16 protein-coding genes are annotated in these 22,034 nt (G+C 69.6%); 7 read left to right on the top strand and 9 right to left on the bottom strand.

The features are described from left to right. Together R5H19_RS15985 and R5H19_RS15980 are read left to right on the top strand one after the other, a co-directional pair. Positions 1–498, top strand: a complete 498-nt coding sequence (locus R5H19_RS15985; protein WP_318160031.1) for a hypothetical protein — start codon at positions 1–3, stop codon at positions 496–498. Then, complete coding sequence (locus tag R5H19_RS15980; RefSeq protein WP_318160030.1) at positions 495–1,841, top strand: GAF domain-containing protein; 1,347 nt, start codon at positions 495–497, stop codon at positions 1,839–1,841. Before R5H19_RS15985 ends, R5H19_RS15980 begins: the two co-directional genes overlap by 4 nt. Here the strand turns inward: R5H19_RS15980 and R5H19_RS15975 are convergent. Continuing rightward, on the bottom strand, positions 1,838–2,563 hold the full coding sequence (locus R5H19_RS15975; RefSeq protein ID WP_318160029.1) for a hemerythrin domain-containing protein: 726 nt from the start codon (positions 2,561–2,563) through the stop codon (positions 1,838–1,840). The genes R5H19_RS15980 and R5H19_RS15975 overlap by 4 nt on opposite strands. Before the next feature lie 274 nt (positions 2,564–2,837). Between R5H19_RS15975 and bioD the strand changes: the two genes are divergently transcribed. The 4 genes from bioD (at position 2,838) to R5H19_RS15955 (ending at position 8,194) form a co-directional block, all read left to right on the top strand. Next, a complete protein-coding gene (gene bioD / locus R5H19_RS15970) occupies positions 2,838–3,518 on the top strand; it encodes a dethiobiotin synthase (protein WP_318160028.1) in 681 nt (226 codons plus the stop codon). Between the two features lie 52 nt (positions 3,519–3,570). Next, a complete protein-coding gene (locus R5H19_RS15965; RefSeq protein ID WP_318160027.1) occupies positions 3,571–3,918 on the top strand; it encodes a hypothetical protein in 348 nt (115 codons plus the stop codon). Between the two features lie 103 nt (positions 3,919–4,021). Further along, entirely contained in the window at positions 4,022–6,208 is a 2,187-nt protein-coding gene (gene dcp / locus R5H19_RS15960; protein WP_318160026.1) for a peptidyl-dipeptidase Dcp, read from the top strand. Between the two features lie 150 nt (positions 6,209–6,358). Beyond that, on the top strand, positions 6,359–8,194 hold the full coding sequence (locus tag R5H19_RS15955; protein ID WP_318160025.1) for a monovalent cation:proton antiporter-2 (CPA2) family protein: 1,836 nt from the start codon (positions 6,359–6,361) through the stop codon (positions 8,192–8,194). Between the two features lie 9 nt (positions 8,195–8,203). On the opposite strand, the gene R5H19_RS15950 is transcribed toward R5H19_RS15955, so the two are convergent. Both R5H19_RS15950 and R5H19_RS15945 read right to left on the bottom strand, forming a co-directional pair. After that, complete coding sequence (locus R5H19_RS15950) at positions 8,204–11,638, bottom strand: ankyrin repeat domain-containing protein (protein ID WP_318160024.1); 3,435 nt, start codon at positions 11,636–11,638, stop codon at positions 8,204–8,206. Positions 11,639–11,709: 71 nt separating this feature from the next. Continuing rightward, a complete protein-coding gene (locus R5H19_RS15945; RefSeq protein ID WP_318160023.1) occupies positions 11,710–12,003 on the bottom strand; it encodes a YcgL domain-containing protein in 294 nt (97 codons plus the stop codon). 266 nt (positions 12,004–12,269) lie between these two features. Between R5H19_RS15945 and R5H19_RS15940 the strand changes: the two genes are divergently transcribed. Beyond that, on the top strand, positions 12,270–13,772 hold the full coding sequence (locus R5H19_RS15940; RefSeq protein ID WP_318160022.1) for an outer membrane protein transport protein: 1,503 nt from the start codon (positions 12,270–12,272) through the stop codon (positions 13,770–13,772). A 106-nt stretch (positions 13,773–13,878) separates the two neighbouring features. On the opposite strand, the gene arr is transcribed toward R5H19_RS15940, so the two are convergent. From arr to R5H19_RS15910, 6 genes are all read right to left on the bottom strand, one after another. Beyond that, positions 13,879–14,280 (bottom strand): NAD(+)--rifampin ADP-ribosyltransferase, encoded by a 402-nt coding sequence (gene arr / locus R5H19_RS15935; protein WP_318160021.1) that lies wholly within the window; start codon positions 14,278–14,280, stop codon positions 13,879–13,881. A gap of 178 nt (positions 14,281–14,458) precedes the next feature. Next, a complete protein-coding gene (locus R5H19_RS15930) occupies positions 14,459–15,868 on the bottom strand; it encodes an aldehyde dehydrogenase family protein (RefSeq protein ID WP_318160020.1) in 1,410 nt (469 codons plus the stop codon). 7 nt (positions 15,869–15,875) lie between these two features. Next, entirely contained in the window at positions 15,876–18,323 is a 2,448-nt protein-coding gene (locus R5H19_RS15925) for a TonB-dependent receptor (protein WP_318160019.1), read from the bottom strand. A gap of 72 nt (positions 18,324–18,395) precedes the next feature. Continuing rightward, positions 18,396–19,538, bottom strand: coding sequence for an SO2930 family diheme c-type cytochrome (locus R5H19_RS15920; protein WP_318160018.1), 1,143 nt, complete (start codon positions 19,536–19,538; stop codon positions 18,396–18,398). After that, complete coding sequence (locus tag R5H19_RS15915; RefSeq protein WP_318160017.1) at positions 19,535–20,770, bottom strand: parallel beta-helix domain-containing protein; 1,236 nt, start codon at positions 20,768–20,770, stop codon at positions 19,535–19,537. The genes R5H19_RS15920 and R5H19_RS15915 overlap by 4 nt, the downstream gene beginning before the upstream one ends. A 129-nt stretch (positions 20,771–20,899) precedes the next feature. After that, entirely contained in the window at positions 20,900–21,976 is a 1,077-nt protein-coding gene (locus R5H19_RS15910; RefSeq protein WP_318160016.1) for an AraC family transcriptional regulator, read from the bottom strand. Positions 21,977–22,034: the final 58 nt, after the last annotated feature.

Below are 22,034 nucleotides of genomic sequence, written 5' to 3'. Positions count from 1 at the left end.
ATGGCGCCGCTACCTGCCGTGGTGCTCGATGCCGAACACGCCCGCTTCATCGAGGGCGCGGCGTCGATCATCGTGGCCGCGCGCAACGCGGCGAACGTGCCGGAGCTGGTGCGCGCGCAGGGCTGTCGGGTGAGCCGCGACCGCCGCCGGGTACAGTTGTTCGTGCAGGCGACCCAGGCGCAGGCGCTGTTCGACGACATCCGCCGCAACGGGCGCATCGCGGTGGTGTTCACCAGTCCGAGCACGCACCGCTCGCTGCAGCTCAAGGGCGAGGGCGCCAGCGTCGCGCGGGCGCGACCGGCGGACGCGGCGCGGGTGGCGGCGTATCGCGAGGCGATGGTGGCCGAGCTGGGCAGCATCGGCATCAGCGAGGCGATGGCGCGGGCACTGCTGGCCGGCGACGACGCCACGCTCGGCGTGGTGTCGTTCACCCCCGCGGCGGCGTTCGTGCAGACCCCCGGCCCCGACGCCGGCCGCCCGCTGGAGCCGGCGCCGTGAACCTGGACGCGATCCGCGAATGCCTCGACGGCAGCATCCCCGGCGTGATGGCCACCTGCGCGCCGGACGGCACGCCGAACGTGGCCTACCTGTCGCAGATCGAGTACCTCGACGGCAGCCACCTGGCGCTGTCGTTCCAGTTCTTCAACAAGACCCGGCAGAACATCCTGGCCAACCCGCAGGCGCGGCTGCTGCTGATCCACCCGCAGACCGCGGCGATGTACCGGCTGTCGCTGCACTACCTGCGCACCGAGACCGAGGGGCCGCTGTTCGAACGCATGCGCGCCAAGCTGGCCGGGATCGCCTCGCACATCGGCATGGGCGGGGTGTTCCGCCTGAGGGGTTCGGACGTCTACCGCGTGCAGGCGATCGAGCAGGTGCCGGGCCGGCCGCTGCCGTCTTCGCCGCCGCGGCGCAACCTGCTGGCGGCGACGCGGCACGGCTCGCAGCGGCTGGCCGCGGCCGGCGATCTGGAGAGCCTGCTGGAAGCCATGCTCGCCGCGCTGCGCGAGGACTTCGAGATACGCCACGCGATGGTGCTGCTGCTCGACGGCGGCGGGCGCAAGCTGTTCACCCTGGCCAGCTGCGGCTACGAGCAGTCCGGCATCGGCTCGGAGATCCTGCTGGGCGAGGGCGTGATCGGCGTGGCCGCGCGCGAGGGCACGCCGATCCGCATCGCCCACATGACCAGCGAGTACGCGTACGGCCGCGCGATCCGCGAGGCGGTGGCGCAGGGCGGCGAGGCGGAGCGGCTGGAAACCGCGATCCCGCCGCCGGGGCTGGCCGAGTCGCGCAGCCAGCTGGCGGTTCCGATCAGTGCCGGCCGGCGCCTGCTCGGCGTGCTGTACGTGGAGAGCCCGCAGGACCTGCGCTTCGGTTACGACGACGAGGACGCGCTGGTCACCCTCGCCGCGCAGCTTGGCCTGGCGATCAACCAGTTCCGTGATGCGGCCGAGAGCGCGGCCGAGCCACCACCGGCGCAGGAGCGTCGCCGCCGCGTGACCGGGCCGCCGGTGACGGTACGCCACTATGCCGAGAACGACAGCGTGTTCTTCGGCGACGACTACCTGATCAAGGGCGTGGCCGGCGCGATCCTGTGGACGCTGCTGCGGGAGCACGAGGCTGGCCGCAGCAGCTTCGCCAACCGCGAGCTGCGGCTGGACCCGCGCATCCGCCTGCCGGACATCAGCGACAACCTGGAGGCGCGGCTGATCCTGCTGCAGCGGCGGCTGCTCGAGCGCGAAGCCTGCGTGCGCATCGAGAAGACCGGGCGCGGCCGCTTCCGCCTGTGCGTGGCGCGGCCGCTGCAGCTGGTCGACGTGCCTGCGGGCACGCGGTCCTAGGCGGCCTGTGCCGCCGGCAGTGCCAGCGCGGCGGACAACTTGCGCCAGTCCTGTTCGTCCAGGTGGGCGCGGGCCAGCGCCAGCGCGCCGCCGAACACGTGGTCGGGGGCGTTCGCGCGGATGCCGCCCAGCAGCTGCAGGCGCTCGGCGTGGTTGAGCGAAGGCAGCATCCAGCGCAACCCGAGCGCACTGGCCTGCGGCGGCAGCGAGGCGACCAGCGCGCCCTCGATCGCCTGCAGCTGCGCGTCGCTGTAGTGCGCCCACAGCACCGCGTTGTGCTCACGCTCCTCGTAGTCCATGTGCTGGAAATTCTCGCCGACGAACAGCGCGAACCAGCGGTAGAGGTTGTTGGCGGCCTCGCCGGCGGCGTCGTCCACGCGCAGCTGCTCCAGCGCATCGACCTGTTCGAGCAGCAGCGCGATGTCCTCCTCGTGGTGCACGTGCTCGCCGGCGATGCGCGCCGCCGAGCCCGGCTCGCACGCTTCCAGTGCGGGGTGCACGAAGCGGTTCTCGTCGTCCAGGTGCACGCGGCAGAACTGCAGCAGTTCGCGCACCTGCTGCAAGGTGGCGTCGACTTCGCGGGCATCGGCGAGGTCCATGCGGCCCAGCCGCAGCAGGGTGTCGGCCATGAAGGCGCGCAGCGCCTTGTGGATGAAGCCGTACATGTTGTAGCGGACGGGCGCGGGCGCAGCCGCGGCGGATCGGTGGGATGAGTGGTGCATGGTGGCCTGCCGTAGTCGGGTGGGGGAATGACGGCGCTGCGTCGTGCAGCGCGTCGAGGTTGGCCAGTCTAGGCAGGCGCCGTGCGCGCGTTTCCTAAAACTTCGCTGCGGATTTCCTAAGAATTTCCTAAACGGGCCGCTGCCGTATGCCGTTCGTCATGGCTTGCTACGCTACGGCGCCGGCGCGGGTCCCCGCGCCTGACGCACAGTGCCGAACGAGGACTCAAGTCATGAAGATCGTGGGAAGGGAAACGGTGACGTCGTGGCGGCGCGCATGAGCCGCGCCGTGTTCGTCGCCGGCACCGACACCGGCATCGGCAAGACCCACGCGGCGTGCACGCTGCTGCACGCGCTGCGCGCGGCGGGTCGCAATGCCTGCGGCATGAAGCCGGTGGCCAGCGGCTGCGTGGAAACGCCCGACGGCCTGCGCAACGACGATGCGCTGGCGCTGCTGGCGGCGAGCGGCGACGCGGGCCTGCCATATGCGCAGGTCAACCCGGTGGCGCTGCGCGAGCCGCTGTCGCCGCACCTGGCGGCGGCGCACGACGGCGTGACGATCACGCTATCGCCGCTGCGCGAGGCCTTCGCGCGACTGCAGGCGACGCACGGCACGGTGGTGGTCGAGGGCGTCGGCGGCTGGCTGGTGCCGCTGGCGCCGGGGCTGTTCGCTTCGGACATCGCCAGGCAGTGGCAACTGCCGGTGATCCTGGTGGTGGGCCTGCGGCTGGGTTGCCTCAACCATGCCCAGCTCAGCGCGCGCGCGATCGTGGCCGACGGCTGCCGCCTGCTCGGCTGGATCGGCAACTGCGTCGACCCGGCGATGGATGCGCTGGAGGAGAATGTGGCCACGCTGTGCCGGCTGTTGCCGGCGCCATGCCTGGGCGTGCTGCCGCACGGCCTGGCGCCGGCGCAGGCCGCCGGCCATCTGCGCGCGGCAGTGACGGCGTTGGACTGAACTTCACGCGCGGCGTGCTGCGATAGGCGCCTGTCCGCACTCCGGAGGCGTCATGGCCCGCAACCACTACTACCTGTCGATCGCCGATCTCGGCCACGCCCGCGGCGACGATCCGCGTTTCGCCTACGACGGCGCCGGCCCGAACGATTTCGCCACGGCGCTGCAGCAGGCATTGCGCGAGGACGACCTGTTCCGGCGCTGGCGTGCGGCGCAGCCCGACCCGGATGCAGTCGACGCCAGCCTCGGCGCGACCGATCCGGCCGCGCAGGTGCAGGCCCGGGTCGCCGACCTGCGCACCGACGTGGACCTGATCACCGACCTGCCGATGAGCGTGGTGCGCCACCGGTTGTACCTGCTGATCGGCGCGGCGTGGCAGCTGCGCGACCTGCGCGCGGCCTGAGCGCACGATCCTGCGCGGTTTGGAAAGTGCCTGCGCTGCCGCTAAAGTCGGCGGCCACCGCCTTCCGCGCCCGGCCACGGGCACGCCACCCCAGGGAAACCCGATGTTTCGTCTGCGCACGATTGTGATCGCCACCACGATGGTCCTGGCTGCCTGCTCGCAGCCGCCGCACGAGGCCGCCAACCCACCCGCGCCGGCCGCCTCGGTCGCCGCCGCCAGCAGCACCGCCACTGCCATGACCAGCAACCCGTTCTACGCCGTCAGCACGCTGCCGTTCCAGGCGCCGCCGTTCGACAAGATCCACGACGCCGATTACCAACCGGCCATCGAGGAGGGCATGCGCCAGCAGCTGGCCGAGATCGAGAAGATCGCCAACGACCCGGCCGCACCCACCTTCGAGAATACCTACGTGGCGATGGAGAAATCCGGCGCGATGCTGCACCGGGTGATGGCGGCGTTCAACGCCGTCACCGGCGCCAACACCAACGAAACGCTGCAGAAGGTGCAGGAAGAGGAAGCGCCGAAGCTGGCTGCTCACGAGGATGCGATCCACCTCAACAGCAAGCTGTTCCAGCGCGTGCAGGCGGTCTACGACCAGCGCGACACGCTCAAGCTCGATCCGGAGTCGGCGCGCCTGGTCGAGGTGGTCTACCGGAACTTCGTGCATGCGGGCGCGAAACTCTCCGACGCCGACAAGGCGAAGCTGAAGGAGCTCAACAAGGAAGAGTCCACGCTGAGCACCGCGTTCACCAACAAGCTGCTGGCCGCCACCAGGGATGCTGCGCCGGTGTTCGCCGACAAGGCGCAGCTGGCCGGCCTGTCCGACGCCGAGCTGGCAGCCGCCGCGCAGGCCGGCAAGGAGCGCAAGCAGGACGGCAAGTACGTGCTGACCCTGCAGAACACCACCCAGCAGCCCGAGCTGCAGGACCTCACTGACCGCGCCACCCGCCAGGCGCTGTTCGAGGCTTCGTGGAACCGCGCCGAGCAGGGCGACGCCAACGACACCCGCAAGACCATCGAGCGGCTGGCGCAGATCCGCGCCGAGCAGGCCAAGCTGCTCGGGTACCCGAACTACGCGGCGTGGAAGCTGGACGACCAGATGGCGAAGACGCCGGAGACGGCGCTGAAGTTCATGCACGACCTGGTGCCTGCGGTCACCGCGCGCGCGAAGACCGAGGCGGGCGACATCCAGGCGCTGATCGACCGGCAGCACGGTGATTTCAAGCTCGAGCCGTGGGACTGGAACTTCTACGCCGAGCAGGTGCGCAAGGCGAAGTTCGACCTCGACGAGAACCAGATCAAGCCGTACTTCGAGCTGGACAACGTGCTGCAGAACGGCGTGTTCTACGCCGCCAACCAGCTGTACGGGCTGACCTTCAAGGAACGCCACGACATTCCGGTGTACCAGCCGGACATGCGCGTGTTCGAGGTGTTCGACCAGGACGGCAAGTCGCTGGCGCTGTTCTACACCGACTACTTCAAGCGCGACAACAAGAACGGCGGCGCCTGGATGGACAACCTGGTCAACCAGTCGAAGCTGCTCGGCACCAAGCCGGTGGTCTACAACGTGTGCAACTTCAGCAAGCCGGCCGCGGGAGCGCCGGCGCTGCTGTCGTTCGACGACGTGATCACCATGTTCCACGAGTTCGGCCACGCGCTGCACGGCATCTTCGCCGACGAGCAGTACCCGACCCTGTCCGGCACCAACACCGCGCGCGACTTCGTCGAGTTCCCCTCGCAGTTCAACGAGCACTGGGCCACCGACCCGAAGGTGTTCGCGCACTACGCGAAGCACTACCAGACCGGCGCGCCGATGCCGCAGGCACTGGTCGACAAGATGAAGAAGGCCGGCAAGTTCAACAAGGGCTACGAGATGACCGAGCTGGTCGCCGCGGCGCTGCTGGACATGAACTGGCACATGCTCGGTGCCGATGCGCCGCTGCAGGACGCCGACCGGTTCGAGGCCGCCGCGCTGAAGAAGGACGGCGTGGATCTTTCCTACGTGCCGCCGCGCTACCGCTCCAGCTACTTTCAGCACATCTGGGGCAACGGCTATGCCGCCGGCTACTACGCCTACCTGTGGACGCAGATGCTGGCCGACGACGCCTTCATCGGCTTCAAGGAACACGGCGGGCTGACCCGCGAGAACGGCGACCGCTTCCGCGCGATGGTGCTCTCGCGCGGCAACACCGAGGAGCTGGCGAAGATGTACCGCGACTGGCGCGGCCACGACCCCGAGGTCGAGCCGATGCTGGAAAACCGGGGCCTGAAGGACGCGCCGAAACCGTAAGCGGCACGCCCGTTCCCGACACGCCGATCAGGCCCGCCCCGTGCGGGCCTGATCGTTTTCGGCAGCCCGTCGCGGAACCGGTGCGGCGATGCCGTGCGGTCATCCTTCGCGTGGAATAATCGGGCATCCCCGACCCGGAGCCGCCAGCGCTTGGACAGCCATCATTTCCTGCAGACCGCGGTGGTGTTCCTGCTGGCGGCGGTGATCGCGGTGCCGCTGACCAAGCGCTTCCGGCTGGGCGCGGTGCTCGGCTACCTGATCGCCGGCGTGGCGATCGGGCCGCAACTGCTGGGGCTGGTCAACGACACCGAAGGGGTGGCGACGATCTCCGAGTTCGGCGTCGAGCTGATGCTGTTCGTGATCGGCCTGGAGCTGTCGCCGCAGCGCCTGTGGGTGATGCGCCGCTCGGTGTTCGGCACCGGCCTGCTGCAGGTGCTCTCGACCAGCGTGGCGATCGCTGCGGCCGGGTATTTCCTGTTCGGCCTCAGCGGCAAGGGCGCGGTGATCGTGGGCGGCAGCCTGGCGCTGTCGTCCACCGCGTTCGGCCTGCAGATCCTGGCCGAGCGCAAGGAGGCCGGTTCCGCCTACGGCCGCCAGGTGTTCTCGATCCTGCTGTTCCAGGACCTGGCGGCGATCCCGCTGATTGCCGCGGTGCCGCTGCTGGCTTCCTCCACCGCGCAGGATTTCAACCTGCTCGCGGTGCTGCGCACGGTCGGGGTGATCGTGGCGGTGATCGTCGGCGGCCGCTACCTTTTGCGCCCGGTGTTCCGCTTCGTGGCCAAGGCCGATTCGGTGGAGGTGTTCACCGCCACCGCGTTGCTGGTGGTGATGGGCGTGGCGCTGCTGATGGAGATGGCCGGCGTCTCGGCCACCCTGGGCGCGTTCCTGGCCGGCATGCTGCTGGCCGATTCGGAGTACCGACACGAACTGGAATCGAACATCGAGCCGTTCAAGGGCCTGCTGCTGGGGTTGTTCTTCATCAGCGTGGGCATGTCGATGGACCTGTCGTTGCTGCTGCACCGGCCCGGGCTGATGCTCGGCCTGGTCGGCGCGCTGCTGCTGCTGAAGAGTGTGTTGCTGTGGCCGCTGGGGCGGCTGCTGGGCGGGCTCAACCGTTCCGACACGCTGCGCCTGATGGTGCTGCTGGCCTGCGGCGGCGAGTTTGCGTTCGTGGTGCTGCGCCAGGCGGCCGAGCAGCGGCTGATCGGCGTGGTCCAGCGCGACGCGCTGGTGCTGGCGATCACCTTGTCGATGGCGCTGACTCCGCTGCTGGTGGTGCTGGCGGCGAAGGCGCTGAACGTGAGGCCGAAAAAACCGGCGCGCGAGTTCGACGCGATCGAAGCCGACACGCCGCGGGTGATCATCGCCGGCTTCGGTCGGGTCGGCCAGATCATCGCCCGCGTGCTGCGCGCGCAGAACATCCCGTTCGTGGCGCTGGAGCATTCGGCCGACCAGGTGGACCAGTCGCGCCGCTTCGGCAGCGTCAACCTGTTCTTCGGCGACCCGGCGCGGCCGGAGCTGCTGCGCGCGGCGCGCGCCGACAGGGCCGAGGTGTTCGTGCTGGCGACCGACGACCCGGAAGCGAACCTGCGCACCGCGCGGCTGGTGCGGCGGCAGTACCCGCACCTGAAGATCGTCGCCCGCGCGCGCAACCGCCAGCACGTGTTCCGGCTGATGGACATGGGCGTCGAGGAACCGGTCCGCGAAACCTTCCACTCCAGCCTCAAGATGACCCGCAAGACGCTGGAGGCGCTGGGCCTGCCGCACGAGCTGGCGGCCGACCGGGTCGAGCGCTTCCGTCGCTACGACGAGGAACTGCTGAAGAAGCAGGCGCTGGTCTACGACGACGAGACGAAACTGATCCAGAGCACCCGCGATGCGCTGGTCGATCTGCAGCGCTTGTTCGAGGCCGATGCCGAGCGCAGCGCGGAGCGCGAACGCCAGCGCGATGCGGATACGCCGCTGGCCGGCGAGGAAGGGGAGTAGCCGGCGGGTTCAGTCCGCCGGCCGCGCGGGCTGGCGCAGGGTCTGCCGCACGCTGGGGATCGCACTGCTGCGTGCGGCCAGTTCGTGGGCAATATCGACGTAGCCCAGCTGTCGCGCCACGTCCGCCGCGGTGCGCCCGAATGCGTCGACCGCGTTGCGGTCGGCGCCGCGCGACAACAGCACGCGCGCCGGCGGCAGCAGCGCATGCATGGCGCAGGCGTGCAGTGCGGTGACGCCGCGCTGGTCGGCGTGTTCGACCCTGGCGCCGGCTTCCAGCAGCAGCGGCACCAGCGCGCCGATGTGGGTGGCGTCGCAGGCGCTGCCCGGGCGCAGCTGGGCGCCGAGCAGCAGCAGCAGCGGCGTCTTGCCTTCGTGGTCGGCGCGGTTGATGTCGGCGCCGTGCTTGAGCAGACCGTCGAACAGGCGCCGCGCGCGCAGGCTGTCGTTGTGTTCGAAGCCGAATTGGGCGGCCGCGTGCAGGGCGCTGCGGCCGGCGTCGTCGACCGCGTCGACCGCGGCGCCGGCGCCCAGCAACTGTTCGGCGATGTCGGGGTAGCCCATCGCGGCGGCCACCATCAGCGCGGTGGCCTGGTTCGGCAGGCGCTGGTCGACGGCGACTTCGTGCTGCAGCAGCAGGGCGACCAGTGCCTCGCGGCGTGCGGCCACCGCGGCGGCCAGCGGGGTCACGCCGCTGTGCGCGACCAGCAGCGGGTCGGCGCCGGCGTCGAGCAGGCACGCGGCGATGTCGCGATGGCCGGCACCGCAGGCGTGCAGCAGGGCGGTGGCGCCCTGGCCGTCGCGGGTGTCGACGGCGAAGCCCAGTTCCAGCAGGCGCTGCACGCTGGCCAGCGCGCCGGCCTTGGCGGCGGCGGGCAGATCGTCGGCGCGCAGCACGCGGTTCGGCCGGGGCCAGTCGCGCCAGTCCAGCCAGCGCTCCACCGCCGGGTGTTCCAATGCCAGGCCCAGCGGGGTTTCGCCGTTCGTGTCGGTGGCTTCGGGGTCCGCGCCGTGGGCGATCAGCGCGCGTACCAGCGGCAACGCCTGCGCGCCGTGTTCCAGTGCGGCGAACAGCGGTGTACGGCCGTCGCGGTCGCGCGTGTTCGGGTCACAGCCGCGTGCCAGCAGGGCCTGCAGCAGCGGCAATTGGGCGTGGACCACGGCGAGTTGCAGCGGCGTGCGTCCATGGGCGTCCGCGCCGAACGGGTCGGCGCCGCGTTCGAGCAGGTTCAGCGGCAGCGCGGCGCCCTGGGCGGCTCCGCCCAGGTGTGCCAGCGCCTGCGCCAGCAAGCCGGCGCCCGCCGGGCTGGCGCCTGCCTGCAGCAGGTCGTCCAGTGCTTCGATGGCGTCCGGCAGCTGCTGCAGCAGGGCGTCGAACAGGCGCCGGCCCGGCGGCGGCAGGCTTGGCGCGTCGGTGGTTTCGGCGTCGTCGATGTGCGGCGCTTCCAGCTGCGCCTCGGCATCCAGGCCGTGCTCGAGCAGCCAGCGGCGGGCGGCGCCGAGGCCCGGCGCGGCCAGCTCGAGGTACAGCCGGGCCAACTGCGGCTGCGGCCAGTCACGCACGCGCTCGACGAAGCCGGAAACGATCGCCCAGTGGCCGAAGCGCAACGCGTCCAGCAGGTGGGCCGGGGTATCGCTGCCTTCGCCCAGCACGTCCTGGCTGAGGCTGGCCGGCAGCGGCGTGTCCGGATCGAGCAGGGCGACCAAGTCCCAGCGCCCGGCCCCGGCGGCGTGATCGAGCGCGCTGCGGCCGTCGCTGCCGGTGGCCTTCGGTTCGGCGCCCAGCGCCAGCAGCGTACGCACGACGTCGGCGTGTGCACGCGGCGACTGGCAGGCCAGGATCAGTGCGTCGCGGCCGTGGTTGTCGCGCAGGCCGGCGTCGGCCTGCGCCTCGGCCAGCAACTGCACGATGCCGCCTGCACCGGCGCGTGCCGCTTCCATCAGTGCGCTGCTGCCGTGACGATCGACCAGGTTGACGTCGGCGCCGGCGGCGCACAGCGCACGGGCGATCTGCTCGTGGCCTTCGGCAGCGGCGCTGAGCAGGGCATGCCGATGCCGCGCATCGACCGCGTTGACCGCGGCGCGATGCTTGAGCAGCAGCTTCACGCCTTCCGCATCGTCGTCGGTGACGCCGGCGGCGGCGACCAGCGCCGGCTCGCCGTTGGCCGGCGCCGGCTTGGCGCCGTGCTCCAGCAGGAATTTCGCCAGTGGCCAGTTGGCGGCGTGGCAGGCGGCGGCCAGCGGGCTGATGCCGGCCTTGTTCAGTGCGTCGATCGGCGCGGCCGCGTCCAGCAGCATCGCCGCCACGCCGGCGTCGGCGCTGAGCACGGCACCGTGCAGCGGCGTGTTGCCCTCGGCGTCGCTGACCAACGGGCTGGCGCCGTTGGCGAGCAGGGTCAGCACTGCCTCGGCGCGGCCGTGCCAGCTGTCGCGGGTGGCGGCCAGCAACGGGGTGATGCCGCCGCTGGCGCGGTTGACGTCGGCGCCCTTGGCGATCAGCGCGCGCAGCAGGCGGGTATCGGGCAGCAGTGCGGCCAGCATCAGCACCGGACGCTGGTCGCGCTCGTCGGCGGCCGGCGCGGTGTCCGGATCGGCACCGGCCTCGACCAGCGCCAGCGCGCGCTCGATGTCGCCGTCGCGGGTGGCGGCCAGCAGCGCAGCGGCCTGTTCCGGCGCGCCGGCAGTGCGCTCGCGCTCGCTCAATACCGGGCGCGGCGCGGTGGCCGGTGCGCGATCGGCGCGTCGGCGCGGCTGGTGGCTTTCGCACAGCAGCGCGCGCAGCGTGCGGTTGGCGATCACCAGGCAGCCCAGCGGCAGCAGTACGACGCCGTAGATCGCCAGCGCGGCGATGCGCGGCTCCGGCGGCAGCACGCCGTACAGACCGGTCAGCGCGATCGCGCCGAAGGCCAGCACCAGCAGCGCGAACGCGGCCGGCAGGAAGTGGCTGAAGAAGCGTTCCTCGCGCGACAGGTGGCGGCCGAACGCGATGCTGCGCAAGGTGGCGGTGAAGATCCACGAGCCGTCGCGCTGGCTCGGGTAGGCGTCGTCCCACACGAACACCAGGCCGAACGCCGGCCACAGCCGCCACAGCGTCGCCAGTGCCAGCACCAGCGCCGCGGCCAGCATCAGCGCCGCGCTCAGACTGGGCTCGTGGGTCAGTTGCAGCATCGGCCAGGCGACCAGTGCGAACACCGCCACGGTGTAGCCGGTGAACATCACCAGATGGGCGGCGCCGCGGCGCAGCACGGTGCGACCGAAGCGCGGCTCGGGGTCGAAGCCGATCGCGTGGCAGATCGCCGCCATGGTCAGCGCGTTGGCCAGCAGCAGCGGAACCAGGGTCAGCGGGTGGGTGACCAGAGCGGCGATGGCCACCGCGAGCAGACCGGGAATGAACCAGGCCAGGGCGTGCAGGAACGGGGGGCGGCGGCGCGATTTGGGCTGGGTCATGCAGACAGTATAGAAATCGTTGGCTGTGCAGGCGGTAACCAAGTGTTAACACCGGCGACATGATGCGCGACTCACTCGTCCCGATCATCCCTCGGCGCATGCGTGTAGGCGGGGTGGTTGGCGGTGGCCAGGGTCTCCTGCGGCGGCAGTTGCAGGTGCCAGCCCTGCGTCCGCAGGTGTTCGAGCACTTTCGCTGTGTCCTCGACCGGCAGCTTGCGTTGCTCGTCCAGCCGCACTTCCATCACGAAGCGCAGCTCACCCAACAGCAGCGCCAACGGCTCGGGCAGCGTCTCGAATGCATCGCGCTGCGTCAGCCACAGGTAGCTGTCGGCCTTGCGCAGGCTGGCATAGACGAAACATTGCATGGCGGAACTCGCGGTTAATGGAGGGAAGGCGACGACCGCCGGCGGCGAGGGTAGCAGTACCGACCACGGACTGGCCCCAGTTTGCGCTGGCGGTATGCGACGGCCGCGTTAGTAATTTGTTGCGAACGCACTTGCAACGCCTTGGGCAAGAAGGCAGAGTGCGGCGAAGGCGGTTCAAACGCGCGTATGAAAGTTTGCGCCCGACGCCTGACTGTTTCGACCCGATAACCATCCGACAGGCATTAAGCCTTTCGCAGGAGCCAGTGATGCATCCGTCATTCCGTTCCCTTACGGGCGCTGCCCGTCCCTTGGCGCTCGCCGCGCTCAGCCTCGCGGTTGCAGGTGCCCTGTTCGCCCCCACCAATGCTGACGCCAGCGCCTTCCAGCTGAAGGAAAACAGCGCCAAGGGCCTGGGCCGCGCGTTTGCCGGCGCCACCACCGCCGGCGGCGACGTCTCGGTGGTGGTCAACAACCCGGCGGCGATGAGCGAGCTCGACGGCACCTACTTCCAGGCGGACGTCACCGCGATCAATTTCAGCGCCAAGTTCAAGGGCAGCGCGCATGACGTGCTGGGCCGCCCGATCAGCGGCGGCAATGGCGGCGACGCCGGCACCACCCTGCCGGTGCCCGCGTTTGCGTTCTCCACCAAGGTCAACGACCGCGTGAACGTAGGCTTGGCCTTCGACGTGCCGTTCGGCTTCCAGACCGAATACGACAAGGACTGGATGGGCCGCTACGACGCGGTGAAGACCAAGCTGCAGTCGCTCGATGCCACGCTGTCGGCCTCGTACAAGGTCAACGACCAGTTCAGCCTCGGCGTCAGCGCCATCGCCGAGCGGACCAGCGCCGAACTGACCAACGCGATCAACTTCAACGCGGTGGGCCTGAGCATCCAGCAGGGCATCGGCGCCCAGACGGCTGCCGGCGTGGCGCAGATCCAGGCCGCGGCCCAGGCCGGGCAGATCACGCCGGCCCAGGCCGCCGCGATGATCCAGGCCGCCGTGGCGCAGGGCCAGGCCGCTGCGGCCGGCGTGGCCGCGGTGACCCCGCAGGGCGTGGACGGCTTCGCCCGCGTCAAGGGTGACAGCTGGTCCTGGGGCTGGCAGCTGGGCGGCCTGTGGAAGCCCACCGCGAACGACCGCGTGGGGTTGAACTACCGCTCGCGTATCAGCCATGACATCGAAGGCACTGCGAACTTCACCACCACGGCGGGCTACGACCTGCTGCTGGCCAACCCGCAACTTGCGTCCAGCATCCCGGCATTCCAGCGCACTCCCGGCAAGGCCCGCCTCACCAATCCGGCCGTCGCCAGCCTGAGTTACTGGCATCAGGAGGAGAAGTTCGGCCTGGGCATGGACCTGGCCTGGACGCAGTGGAGCGTGATGCGCCAGCTGACCCTGCACTACGCGAACCCGGGGCAGCCGGATACCTCGCTGCCGTTCAACTGGCGTGATACCTGGTATGCCTCGGTGGGCGGCGACTACTACGTCAACAGCAAGCTGACCCTGCGTGCCGGCGTGGCCGTCGACCAGGCGCCGATGAATGCCGGCAACCGCGATGCGCGCGTGCCCGACGCGGCCCGCCGCATGGCCACCTTCGGCATCGGCTACAAGGCCAGCGAGCAGCTCGAGTTCAACGCTTCGTACGCGCACATCTTCGTCAGCCATGCCGGCGTGAATGGCGCATCGAGCTCGACCAAGGACGTGCTGGCCGGCAGCTTCGACGACTACGGCAACCTGCTCAGCCTGTCGGTGCAGTACAAGTTCTGACCGCTGCGGCAAGCGGAACGTGACAAAGCCTCCCCGCGTGCGGGGAGGCTTTTTGTCGTCTGGTCGCGACGGATGGCGGCAGCGGTCTGCATGCGGCCTGCCGGGCTCATTCCTCGATAACGTCGGCACCGCGTAGCCGCAGGCTCTCGAGGTGATCGCGCATCGTCGCGAGTTGCCCGGGAGAATGGCCCCGCCAGTCGGCCAACTCGCCGACGATGCGCAGCGGATGCCGGCAACGGTACGATCGGGTGGGATTCCCCGGAAACCTCTTGTCGGTGAGGTTCGGATCGTCTTCGATGGGACCGGTCGGCTCCACGATGTAGATTCTGCCGCGAGCCGGTCCGGCCGCCAGCTCGGCGCCCCAGACGGCCGCATCCAGTGTGGCGCTCAGGTAGACGAAGGCCCCCGGTTTCCCCTGGCCATAGTTGGAGGCATGGCCGGGCTTGATGAAGTCGCCCACTGCAAGGTCGGCCTTGGTGCCGTGGTAGTAGGTTTGTGCGTGGCTCACTGTATCGCTCCGGATCCTGCCGTTTCGACAGGCCGGTGATGCTGCATCGGGGGCAGGGCCTTGCTGCAAGGCTCCACGCGCCCTATAAATTGGCAACGGGAGGCGCAATGCCTCCTTTTTCGTTTTTTTTGCCGTGTCCTGGCCGCCGCCGCGCGTGGCCGTTGCGGGCTGACGCGGATCAACCGCGCTTGAGCAGCAGATCGAGCACGCGGCGGAAGCGCGTGCCGTACGGCGGGTCGAGCAGGCCGGCGCCGTTCCAGCGCGCCTGGCGGAACACCGGCTTCATGTGCGAAAAGGTGCGGAAGCCCGCCTCGCCGTGGTAGCCACCCATGCCGGACGCGCCGACGCCACCGAAAGGCAGGCCGTGCTGGGCGATGTGGTACAGCGTGTCGTTGAGCGTGACGCCGCCGGCGTGGGTACGCGCCAGCACGTGGTCGATGCGGGCAGGGTCGCTCTCGAACAGGTACAGCGCCAGCGGGTGCGGGCGGGCGGCGACGTAGGCGATGGCATCGTCCAGCGAGTCGTACGCCACCAGCGGCAGCAGCGGGCCGAAGATCTCCTCGCGCATCACCGCCATGTCGTCGTCGACCTCGGTCAGCAACTGCGGCGGCAGCAGCCGGCGCGCCGGATCCTCGACGGCCCCGCCCAGCGGGTGCACGCGCGCGCCGGCGGCCAGCGCGTCGTCGCGCAGCGCCGCGAGGCGCTGGTACTGGCGGTCGGAGACGATGCTGGCGTACTGCGTGCTCCGCTCCAGCTGCGGGTACATCCGCGCCGCCGCCTTGCCGGCCAGCTCGACGAACTCCGCCATGCGGTTGCGCGGCAGCAGCACGTAGTCCGGCGCGATGCAGGTCTGCCCGGCGTTGACCAGCTTGCCGAACATGATGCGTTTCACCGCGTGCCCGAAGCGCGCGCCGGGGCCGATGATCGCCGGCGACTTGCCGCCCAGTTCCAGCGTCACCGGAGTGAGGTTCGCGGCGGCGGTGCGCATCACGTGGTGGCCGACCGTGGTGGAGCCGGTGAACAGCAGGTGGTCGAACGGCAGGGCGGAGAACACCTGCGCCACCGCGGCGTCGCCGTTCACCGCGACCACTTCGTCGGGCTGGAAATATTTCGCCACCTGCTCGGCGAACAGTGCCGAGAAGCGCGGCGTGAACTCGCTCATCTTCAGCATCGCGCGGTTGCCGGCGGCGAGTGCGTCGACCAGCGGACCGACCGCCAGGTACAGCGGGTAGTTCCACGGCACGATGATGCCGACCACGCCGCGCGGCTGCGGCCGCAACTCGATACGCGCGGGCAGGAACAGCCAGTCGGCGCGGCGCCGGCGCGGCTTCATCCAGCGCCGGCCGTGGGCCAGCGCGTGGCGAATCGCCGACAGGCTGGGGAAGATTTCCAGCAGGTCGGTCTCTTCGCGCGGACGCTGGCCGAAGTCGGCGTCGATCGCCGCGGCGAACGCCGCGCGCTGTTCGAGCAGCATCTTCTCCAGCGCGCGCAGGCGCCGAGCGCGAGTCGGCCAGGTCGGCATCGGCTCGTGCGCCTGCGCTTCGCGCAGGCACTGCAGGTCGGCGGTGAGTGGGTCGTTGTCGGTCATGGAACTCTCAGAATTTCGCCCGCAACTCCACGCCCACCATGCGCGGCGGCGTGATGCTGGCGTACGGGGTGCCGAACACGCTGGCGGAGATGTTGCTTACACCCGTGACGTAGCGCTTGTCGAACACGTTGTTGGCATAGACCGCGACGCCCCAGTGATCGTTCGCCGAACTCCAGTCCAGCCGTGCATCGGTGCGTTGCTGGCGGCTGCCGGTGCTGAAGTTCGGGCTGATCTGGCAGGTGCCCTGCAGCTGCGAGTCGCGGTTGCAGCGCGATTCGCCGCGGAACGCGTGGTTGAGGTTGAACGCGAGGTTGCCGCCGGCCACCGCGTGCCAGGTGTAGCCGAGGCTGGCGGCGAAGGAGAACTTCGGCTCGCCGGTAGGCTGGCCCGACAGGTCCACGCCGGAGGCCGCCACGGCCTTGCTGTAGGTGGCGTCGATGTAGGCGCCGGTGAAGCCCAGCTGCAGGTCGGCCAGCGGTTGCCATTGCAGTTCCAGTTCCGCTCCGCGTGCTTCCTGGTCGGTGCTGTTGACCAGGTAGCGCGGCACGCCGGAGCCGGCGGTGTTCGGGTCCAGGGTCAGTGCCTGGCGGTTGCTGTAGACGTAGCGGTAGACCGAGCCGTTGAGCAGCAGGTGCTGGTCGGGGAACACCGTCTTCAGGCCGGCCTCGTAGTTCCACACCTTTTCCGGCTCGAAGCGCGAACCCACCTGCACGCTGTTGTAGCCGCCGGCCTTGTAGCCCTTGGTGACCGAGACATAGCCCATCACGTCCGGAGTGAACTTGTAGTCGAGCACGGCGCGCGGGCTGAAGTCGCTCCAGCTGTTGCTGAACTGCACCGGGATGCCGATCGCGTCGGTGAAGATGATGTTGCTGCCGAACGCGGCCAGCGCGTACTGCGCCTCGGGCGGCAGCATGTCGATCACGCCGGCCTGCGCCAGCCCGGCGACGGTGGCGTCGAACTCGTCGGCACGGCGCGGCATGTTGTACCAGGAGAAGGTTTTCTGGTCGCGCGTGTAGCGGATGCCGGTGGTGAGGTTGAGCCGGTCATTGAGGTGCCAGATCACGTCGCCGAACGCGGCGTAGGCCTTGAAGCGGCCGGTGTTGCTGATCGCCTCGTGCCACGGGTCGCCGAGCAGGGTATACGGCAGGCCCATCGCGGCCAGGCCGTTGCTGATGTCGGTCAGCGGATGGCCCACGCCCATCACGTTGGCGGCGAGGGTGTCGAGGCTGTCGGTGAACACGTTGGTCTGGCTGGTCTGGCGGGCGCGCTCGTCGTAGTAGCTGGCGCCGCCCACCCAGTCCATCAGGCTGTTGCTGCCGCTGAACTTGAACTCCTGGTACCAGCTGGTGTTGCGCTCGAGGTTGGCGGTGTCGAGGTAGCTGACGATGTGGTTGGTGCCGTCGTAGTCGCCGAGGTTCTCGGTGTTGAAGTGGCGCCAGGCGGTGGTCGAGACCAGGCTGCCCCAGGCGAACGAATGGTCCACGCTGAGGGTGGCGCCGTCGAACTTGCGCTTCTCCACTGCGCCGACTGCGTCGTTGTAGAGCGGCGCATGCAGCGGGTTCAGGTAGTTCGCCGGATCGGCCGGGTACGGCGGGCGTTGGTTGGTGTCGTTCGACAACGGGATCAGGCCGATCGCCGGCTTCGGCAGCTGCTTGAGGTTCTCGTGGTCCCACGACAGCAGCACGCGGGTGTCGTCGGAGAGATTCCAGCGCCACACCGTGCGGGTGCCGAAATCACGGTCGCCGCCGTAGGTCTTGCCGCTGGCCTGGTCCTTGATCCAGCCGTCGCTGCGGTTGCTGTAGCTGCTGAAGCGCAGCGCCATATCGTGGTTGAGCGGCACGTTGACCAGGCCGTCCAGATACTGCCGGCCGTAGTTGCCCGCGCGGGCGCGCACGCGGCCTTCGAAATGGTCGCTCGGCTCGTTGGTGACGATCGAGATCGCGCCGGCGGCGGCGTTGCGGCCGAACAGGGTGCCCTGCGGGCCCTTCAGCACCTCGATCCGCTGGATGTCGTTGAACGCCAGCAGTGCGGCGCCGGAGCGCGCGGAATAGACGCCGTCGATGTACACGCCCACGGCCGACTCGGTGCCGATGCCGAAGTCGTCGGTACTGATGCCGCGCAGCTGGTAGCTCGGCTGGGTCGGCTGGTCGCCGCCGACGACCAGGCCGGGCACGAACAGGCTCATCTTGCTGAGGTCGGTGGCGGCCAGCATGTCCACCTGCCTGGCGGTGACGATCTGCAGCGGGATCGGTACCTCCTGCATTTCCTGCGAGCGACTCTGCGCGGTCACCGTGATCTTGCCGAGCTGGGTGACGTCCTTGGTGGTCGCGGCGGTGCCGGCCGCGTCCTGCGCCGGCGCATCGGCGCCGAACGCGGGCAAGGGACTGCCCAGCAGCAGGATGGTGCCGCCCAGCAGCAGCCGGCGCAGGCTGATCGAGAGTGGACGCTGACGCATGCTCATTCGGTGCTCTCCCCTTGCATCGGATCGCGCGGCTGCGGGCAGCCGCGCACAGGTGTCGTGGTGGAATCAGTGGATCGCCACGCAGCTCCCCGGCTGCGCCGCGATCCACGCCTTGATCAGCGCCACGCCTTCGCGGTGTGCGGTACTGCGGCCGATCTCCGGCATCATCACGCCAGGCACGGTCGAGGCCATCCGGTACGGCAGGATCGAGGCGTCCGGCTGGCCCGGCACGATGTCGAAGAAGTGGTCGCCGGTGCCCTGGCCGGCCGCGGTCGGCGGCTTGCAGATGCCGAGGTGGCGGTCTTCCGGCGTGGCGGCGTCGAGGCTGAGGCCGGTGGTGTTGGCCGCGCCGTTCGCGTTGTGGCAGTGGCCGCAGTTGATGTCGAGGTAGGCGCGTGCGCGGGCGTCCAGGCTGGCGTGGGCGTCTTCCCAGTTCGCGTCGCGCGGCACGTCGGCCAGCGCCGGCAGACCGCTGAGGTAGCCGAGCTTCGCCAGGTGTTCGAGCTGGTTCGCGCTGCCGTCGGCGTAGTGGTAGTCCTTGTTGATGTGGCGTGCCTTCGGCCCGATCGGGTGCACCTTGCGGTCGATCCAGTCCTGCGCGTGGCAGCTCTGGCACTGGCTCTCGTCCGGCACCACGTAGTTGAAGTCCTCGCGCGCGTGGTCCGCGCCGACCAGGGTCAACGGCAGCACCGCGCCGGTGCGCGCCAGGGTGGCTTCGGTCTGCGCCTCGTTCCACACGTACGGGATCGCCGCCCAGCCGTCCTTGCGATGCACCAGGATGCGCGTCTCGATCAGGCGCACGTTCGCCATGTCCAGTCCCTGGCCGGCGAAGTCGCGCGAGTAGTCGTCGTTGCGCGCCACGTCGCCGGGTTTTCCGTCGGCTGCGCGCGGGTAGTAGAACGTCTTGCTGATCACCGTGCCGACCGGGAAGTCCAGCGTGTCGGTGGGGTGGTATTTCGCCGACGTGCCCCTGGGCATCCACACCGTGCGCAGCTTGTGCGCGTAGTCGGTGAACAGCGGCGTGTTGAGGTCGTACGGCACCACGCCGTCGTTGAGTTGCAGCTTGCCGCCGTGCACCTCGACCACGTGCCAGTCGCTGAGCTTCGCCGGGCGGCCGTCGGCGTGGAACGCCACCGGCGGCATGCCGCGCTGGCAGCCGGCCAGCAGCAACAGTGCCAGCATGCAGGCGGCGGCCTTCATCAATTTCATGCCTTCGGTTCCGGATCCAGCACCACCGGCGGCAGTTTCGGCAGCGTGCACTGGTAGCGCTTCATGTCGGAATCGGGGTTCTTGTAGTCGTGCGGACCGTCGGCGTTGACCACGCCATTGACGTCCTGGATGCAGATGCGGTCGTCCGCCGGCGGCAGGCCGTCGACCAGGCTTTTCGGATCGACGTAGCCGTCCCACAGCACGTCCGGGAAGTGGCCGTTGAGGCCGTACATCGCGGTCTTGAGCGTCTTCAGCTTGATCCCGTCCGGGGAGTCGCCGCCGCCCTTCAGCCGGTTGCCGTAGATGAAGATGCCCTTCGGGTACGGGTTGTAGTTCGGCGACACGCCGCGGGTGTTGTAGTAGTTGGTGGAGAAATAACTGGCGACGATCAGGTTCGCGGTCCGGTGGTCGGCGATGTCGTTGTCGAAGATCTCCACTTTGTCGTTGGAGTTCACCACCACGCCGGAGCCGGCCGGCACGCTGGCCACTGCGGCGCCCTTGGCGGCGAAGTTGTCGGTGTTGTTGGCGTATACCTTGTTCCTGAACACGCGGGTGCTGTGGCCTTCCTGCGACAGGTTCGGCATGTTGAACACCAGGATGCCGCCGGTGTTGTTGGTGGCGGTGTTGCCGTAGACGTCGGCATGCACCGAGTTCTCGATCTCCACGCCGGCCACGTTGTACTCGGCGCGGTTGTTGCGCACGATGATGTTGTCCGACTGCCCCACGTAGATGCCGGCGTCGGAGGCGCCGATCACCACCGAGTCCTCGATCAGCACGTTGTGCGTCTTCACCGGGTACAGGCCGTAGGCGCCGTTGCTGGTCTTCGGGCCGCCGGTCCATTCCACGCGCACGCCGCGGATGGTGATGTTCTTGCCCTGGTTGATCTTCAGCGCGTCGCCCTTGGTGTCTTCCAGCGCCAGGTTCTCGATGGTGAAGTCGCTGGCGTTCACCAGCAGGCCTTCCGGCCCCACCACCTGACCCTTGAACGACAGCACGGTCTTGTCCATGCCGGCGCCGCGGATGGTGACGCCGTCGGTGCGCAGGCTGAGGCCGCGCTTGAGCGCGTAGTGGCCGGCCGGGATCTCGATCACGCTGCCGGGCTTGGCGTCCAGCAGTTGCTCCTGCAGCTTCGCCTCGAAGCTGGCGTCGCCGGCGGCCTGCGGTGGCGGTTCGGATTTGCCGCAGCCGGCGAGCGCCGCGCCGAGCGCGACCGTGATGAAAAGCTTGCGCATGATCGTGAACTCCCCGATTCGGACCGGATGCCGCGAGTGGGCCCACTGTCCCGCAATCCGCTGCCAAGGGGGAGGGCAAAACGGCCAGTGACTGGGGGGCAAAACGGCCAGAAGGGCGAAACCGGCCAGTCAGCCCACGGTGCGGCGGGCATCCTGCGGCGGCATCCCGGTCCAGCGCTTGAACGCGCGGCGGAACTCGCGCGGGTCGCTGAAACCGACCTCGTTGCCGACCTGGGCCACGCTCAGCGTGCCGGCCTGCAGCAATTGCAGCGCGCGTTCGGCGCGCACGCGATCGTGGATCTCGCGGAAGATGCGCCCGCTCTCGGCCAGCTTGCGCCGCAGCGAGCGCTCGCTGAGGTTGAGCGTGCGCGCCACCTCGTTGAGCTTCGCCGGTTGCGGCAACTGGTTGCGCAGCAGCCGCTCCACTGCGGCGACGATTTCCTGGTGCGGCTCGCCGCCGTCCGGGGTGCGTTGCTGCGCGCACAGAGCCAGCGCCTGTTTCGCGGTAAGCGGGTTGTAGCCGGGCAGCGGACGGGCCAGCCACTGGGTATCGAGAACCAGCCGGTTGCGTGTCGCGCCGAAGCGCACCGCACATTCGAACAGTGCGGCGTATTCCGCGGCGTAGGACGGCTGCGGGTAGGCAAATTCGGCGCGCAGCGGGCGCAATTCCGCTCCGACCAGTTCGCGCGCGATCATCAGGCAGCTGGCGAACAATTCCTCGCAGAAGAACGGCATCAGTTCGGTGTCGCCGAAGCGCGGCCAGGCCACCAGCGCCACCTCGCGCTCGCCGGCCGGTTCCACGCCGACGTCGAGCAGGCAGCCGCAGATCTTGTGGTGGGCGATACCGGCGAGCATCGCGTCGCCCAGCGTGCGCGAGGTCATCATGGCCAGGCCGAGCAGGCCGAAGCCGCCGATGGTGCCCTCGCGGCCAATGCGCAGGCCCGCGTCTGGCACGTCCAGCGCGGCCAGTGCGCGCCGCACAAAGCCGTGCGCCTGCCGGTAGGAAACCCGCAGCGCGGGGTCGGCGATCTGGGTGCGGCTGAGTCCGAGCCCGGCGAACCAGGAGCGGCTGTCGATGCCGCGCGCATCCGCCAGCTGCACCAGGTAAAGCAGCTTGTTCGGCGGAAACTCCGCCGCGGTGTAGCGCGGGTCGTCCGCCGCCAGTACGGGGGCGGCGGGGCGGATCATTTCAGCGGGGCGTGCCATCGTGCGATTGCTCCGGCGCGGTGGGCCGGTCGTCGTGCCGGCGCCGTCGCCTGTTCTA

It is taken from the genome of Rhodanobacter sp. KK11 (genome assembly GCF_033345435.1).
Classification (GTDB): domain Bacteria; phylum Pseudomonadota; class Gammaproteobacteria; order Xanthomonadales; family Rhodanobacteraceae; genus Rhodanobacter.
Note: the sequence above shows the minus strand (reverse complement) of the source record. Positions and strands in the feature narration are given on the sequence as shown.

Excerpts from the sequence above, each read along its gene's own strand:
- R5H19_RS15985 (WP_318160031.1), top strand. The coding sequence starts at position 1 with ATGGCGCCGCTACCTGCCGTGGTGCTCGATGCCGAACACGCCCGCTTC.
- R5H19_RS15975 (WP_318160029.1), bottom strand. The coding sequence starts at position 2,563 with ATGCACCACTCATCCCACCGATCCGCCGCGGCTGCGCCCGCGCCCGTC.
- bioD (WP_318160028.1), top strand. The coding sequence starts at position 2,838 with ATGAGCCGCGCCGTGTTCGTCGCCGGCACCGACACCGGCATCGGCAAG.
- R5H19_RS15965 (WP_318160027.1), top strand. The coding sequence starts at position 3,571 with ATGGCCCGCAACCACTACTACCTGTCGATCGCCGATCTCGGCCACGCC.
- dcp (WP_318160026.1), top strand. The coding sequence starts at position 4,022 with ATGTTTCGTCTGCGCACGATTGTGATCGCCACCACGATGGTCCTGGCT.
- R5H19_RS15950 (WP_318160024.1), bottom strand. The coding sequence starts at position 11,638 with ATGACCCAGCCCAAATCGCGCCGCCGCCCCCCGTTCCTGCACGCCCTG.
- R5H19_RS15945 (WP_318160023.1), bottom strand. The coding sequence starts at position 12,003 with ATGCAATGTTTCGTCTATGCCAGCCTGCGCAAGGCCGACAGCTACCTG.
- R5H19_RS15940 (WP_318160022.1), top strand. The coding sequence starts at position 12,270 with ATGCATCCGTCATTCCGTTCCCTTACGGGCGCTGCCCGTCCCTTGGCG.
- R5H19_RS15930 (WP_318160020.1), bottom strand. The coding sequence starts at position 15,868 with ATGACCGACAACGACCCACTCACCGCCGACCTGCAGTGCCTGCGCGAA.
- R5H19_RS15925 (WP_318160019.1), bottom strand. The coding sequence starts at position 18,323 with ATGCGTCAGCGTCCACTCTCGATCAGCCTGCGCCGGCTGCTGCTGGGC.
- R5H19_RS15920 (WP_318160018.1), bottom strand. The coding sequence starts at position 19,538 with ATGAAATTGATGAAGGCCGCCGCCTGCATGCTGGCACTGTTGCTGCTG.
- R5H19_RS15915 (WP_318160017.1), bottom strand. The coding sequence starts at position 20,770 with ATGCGCAAGCTTTTCATCACGGTCGCGCTCGGCGCGGCGCTCGCCGGC.
- R5H19_RS15910 (WP_318160016.1), bottom strand. The coding sequence starts at position 21,976 with ATGGCACGCCCCGCTGAAATGATCCGCCCCGCCGCCCCCGTACTGGCG.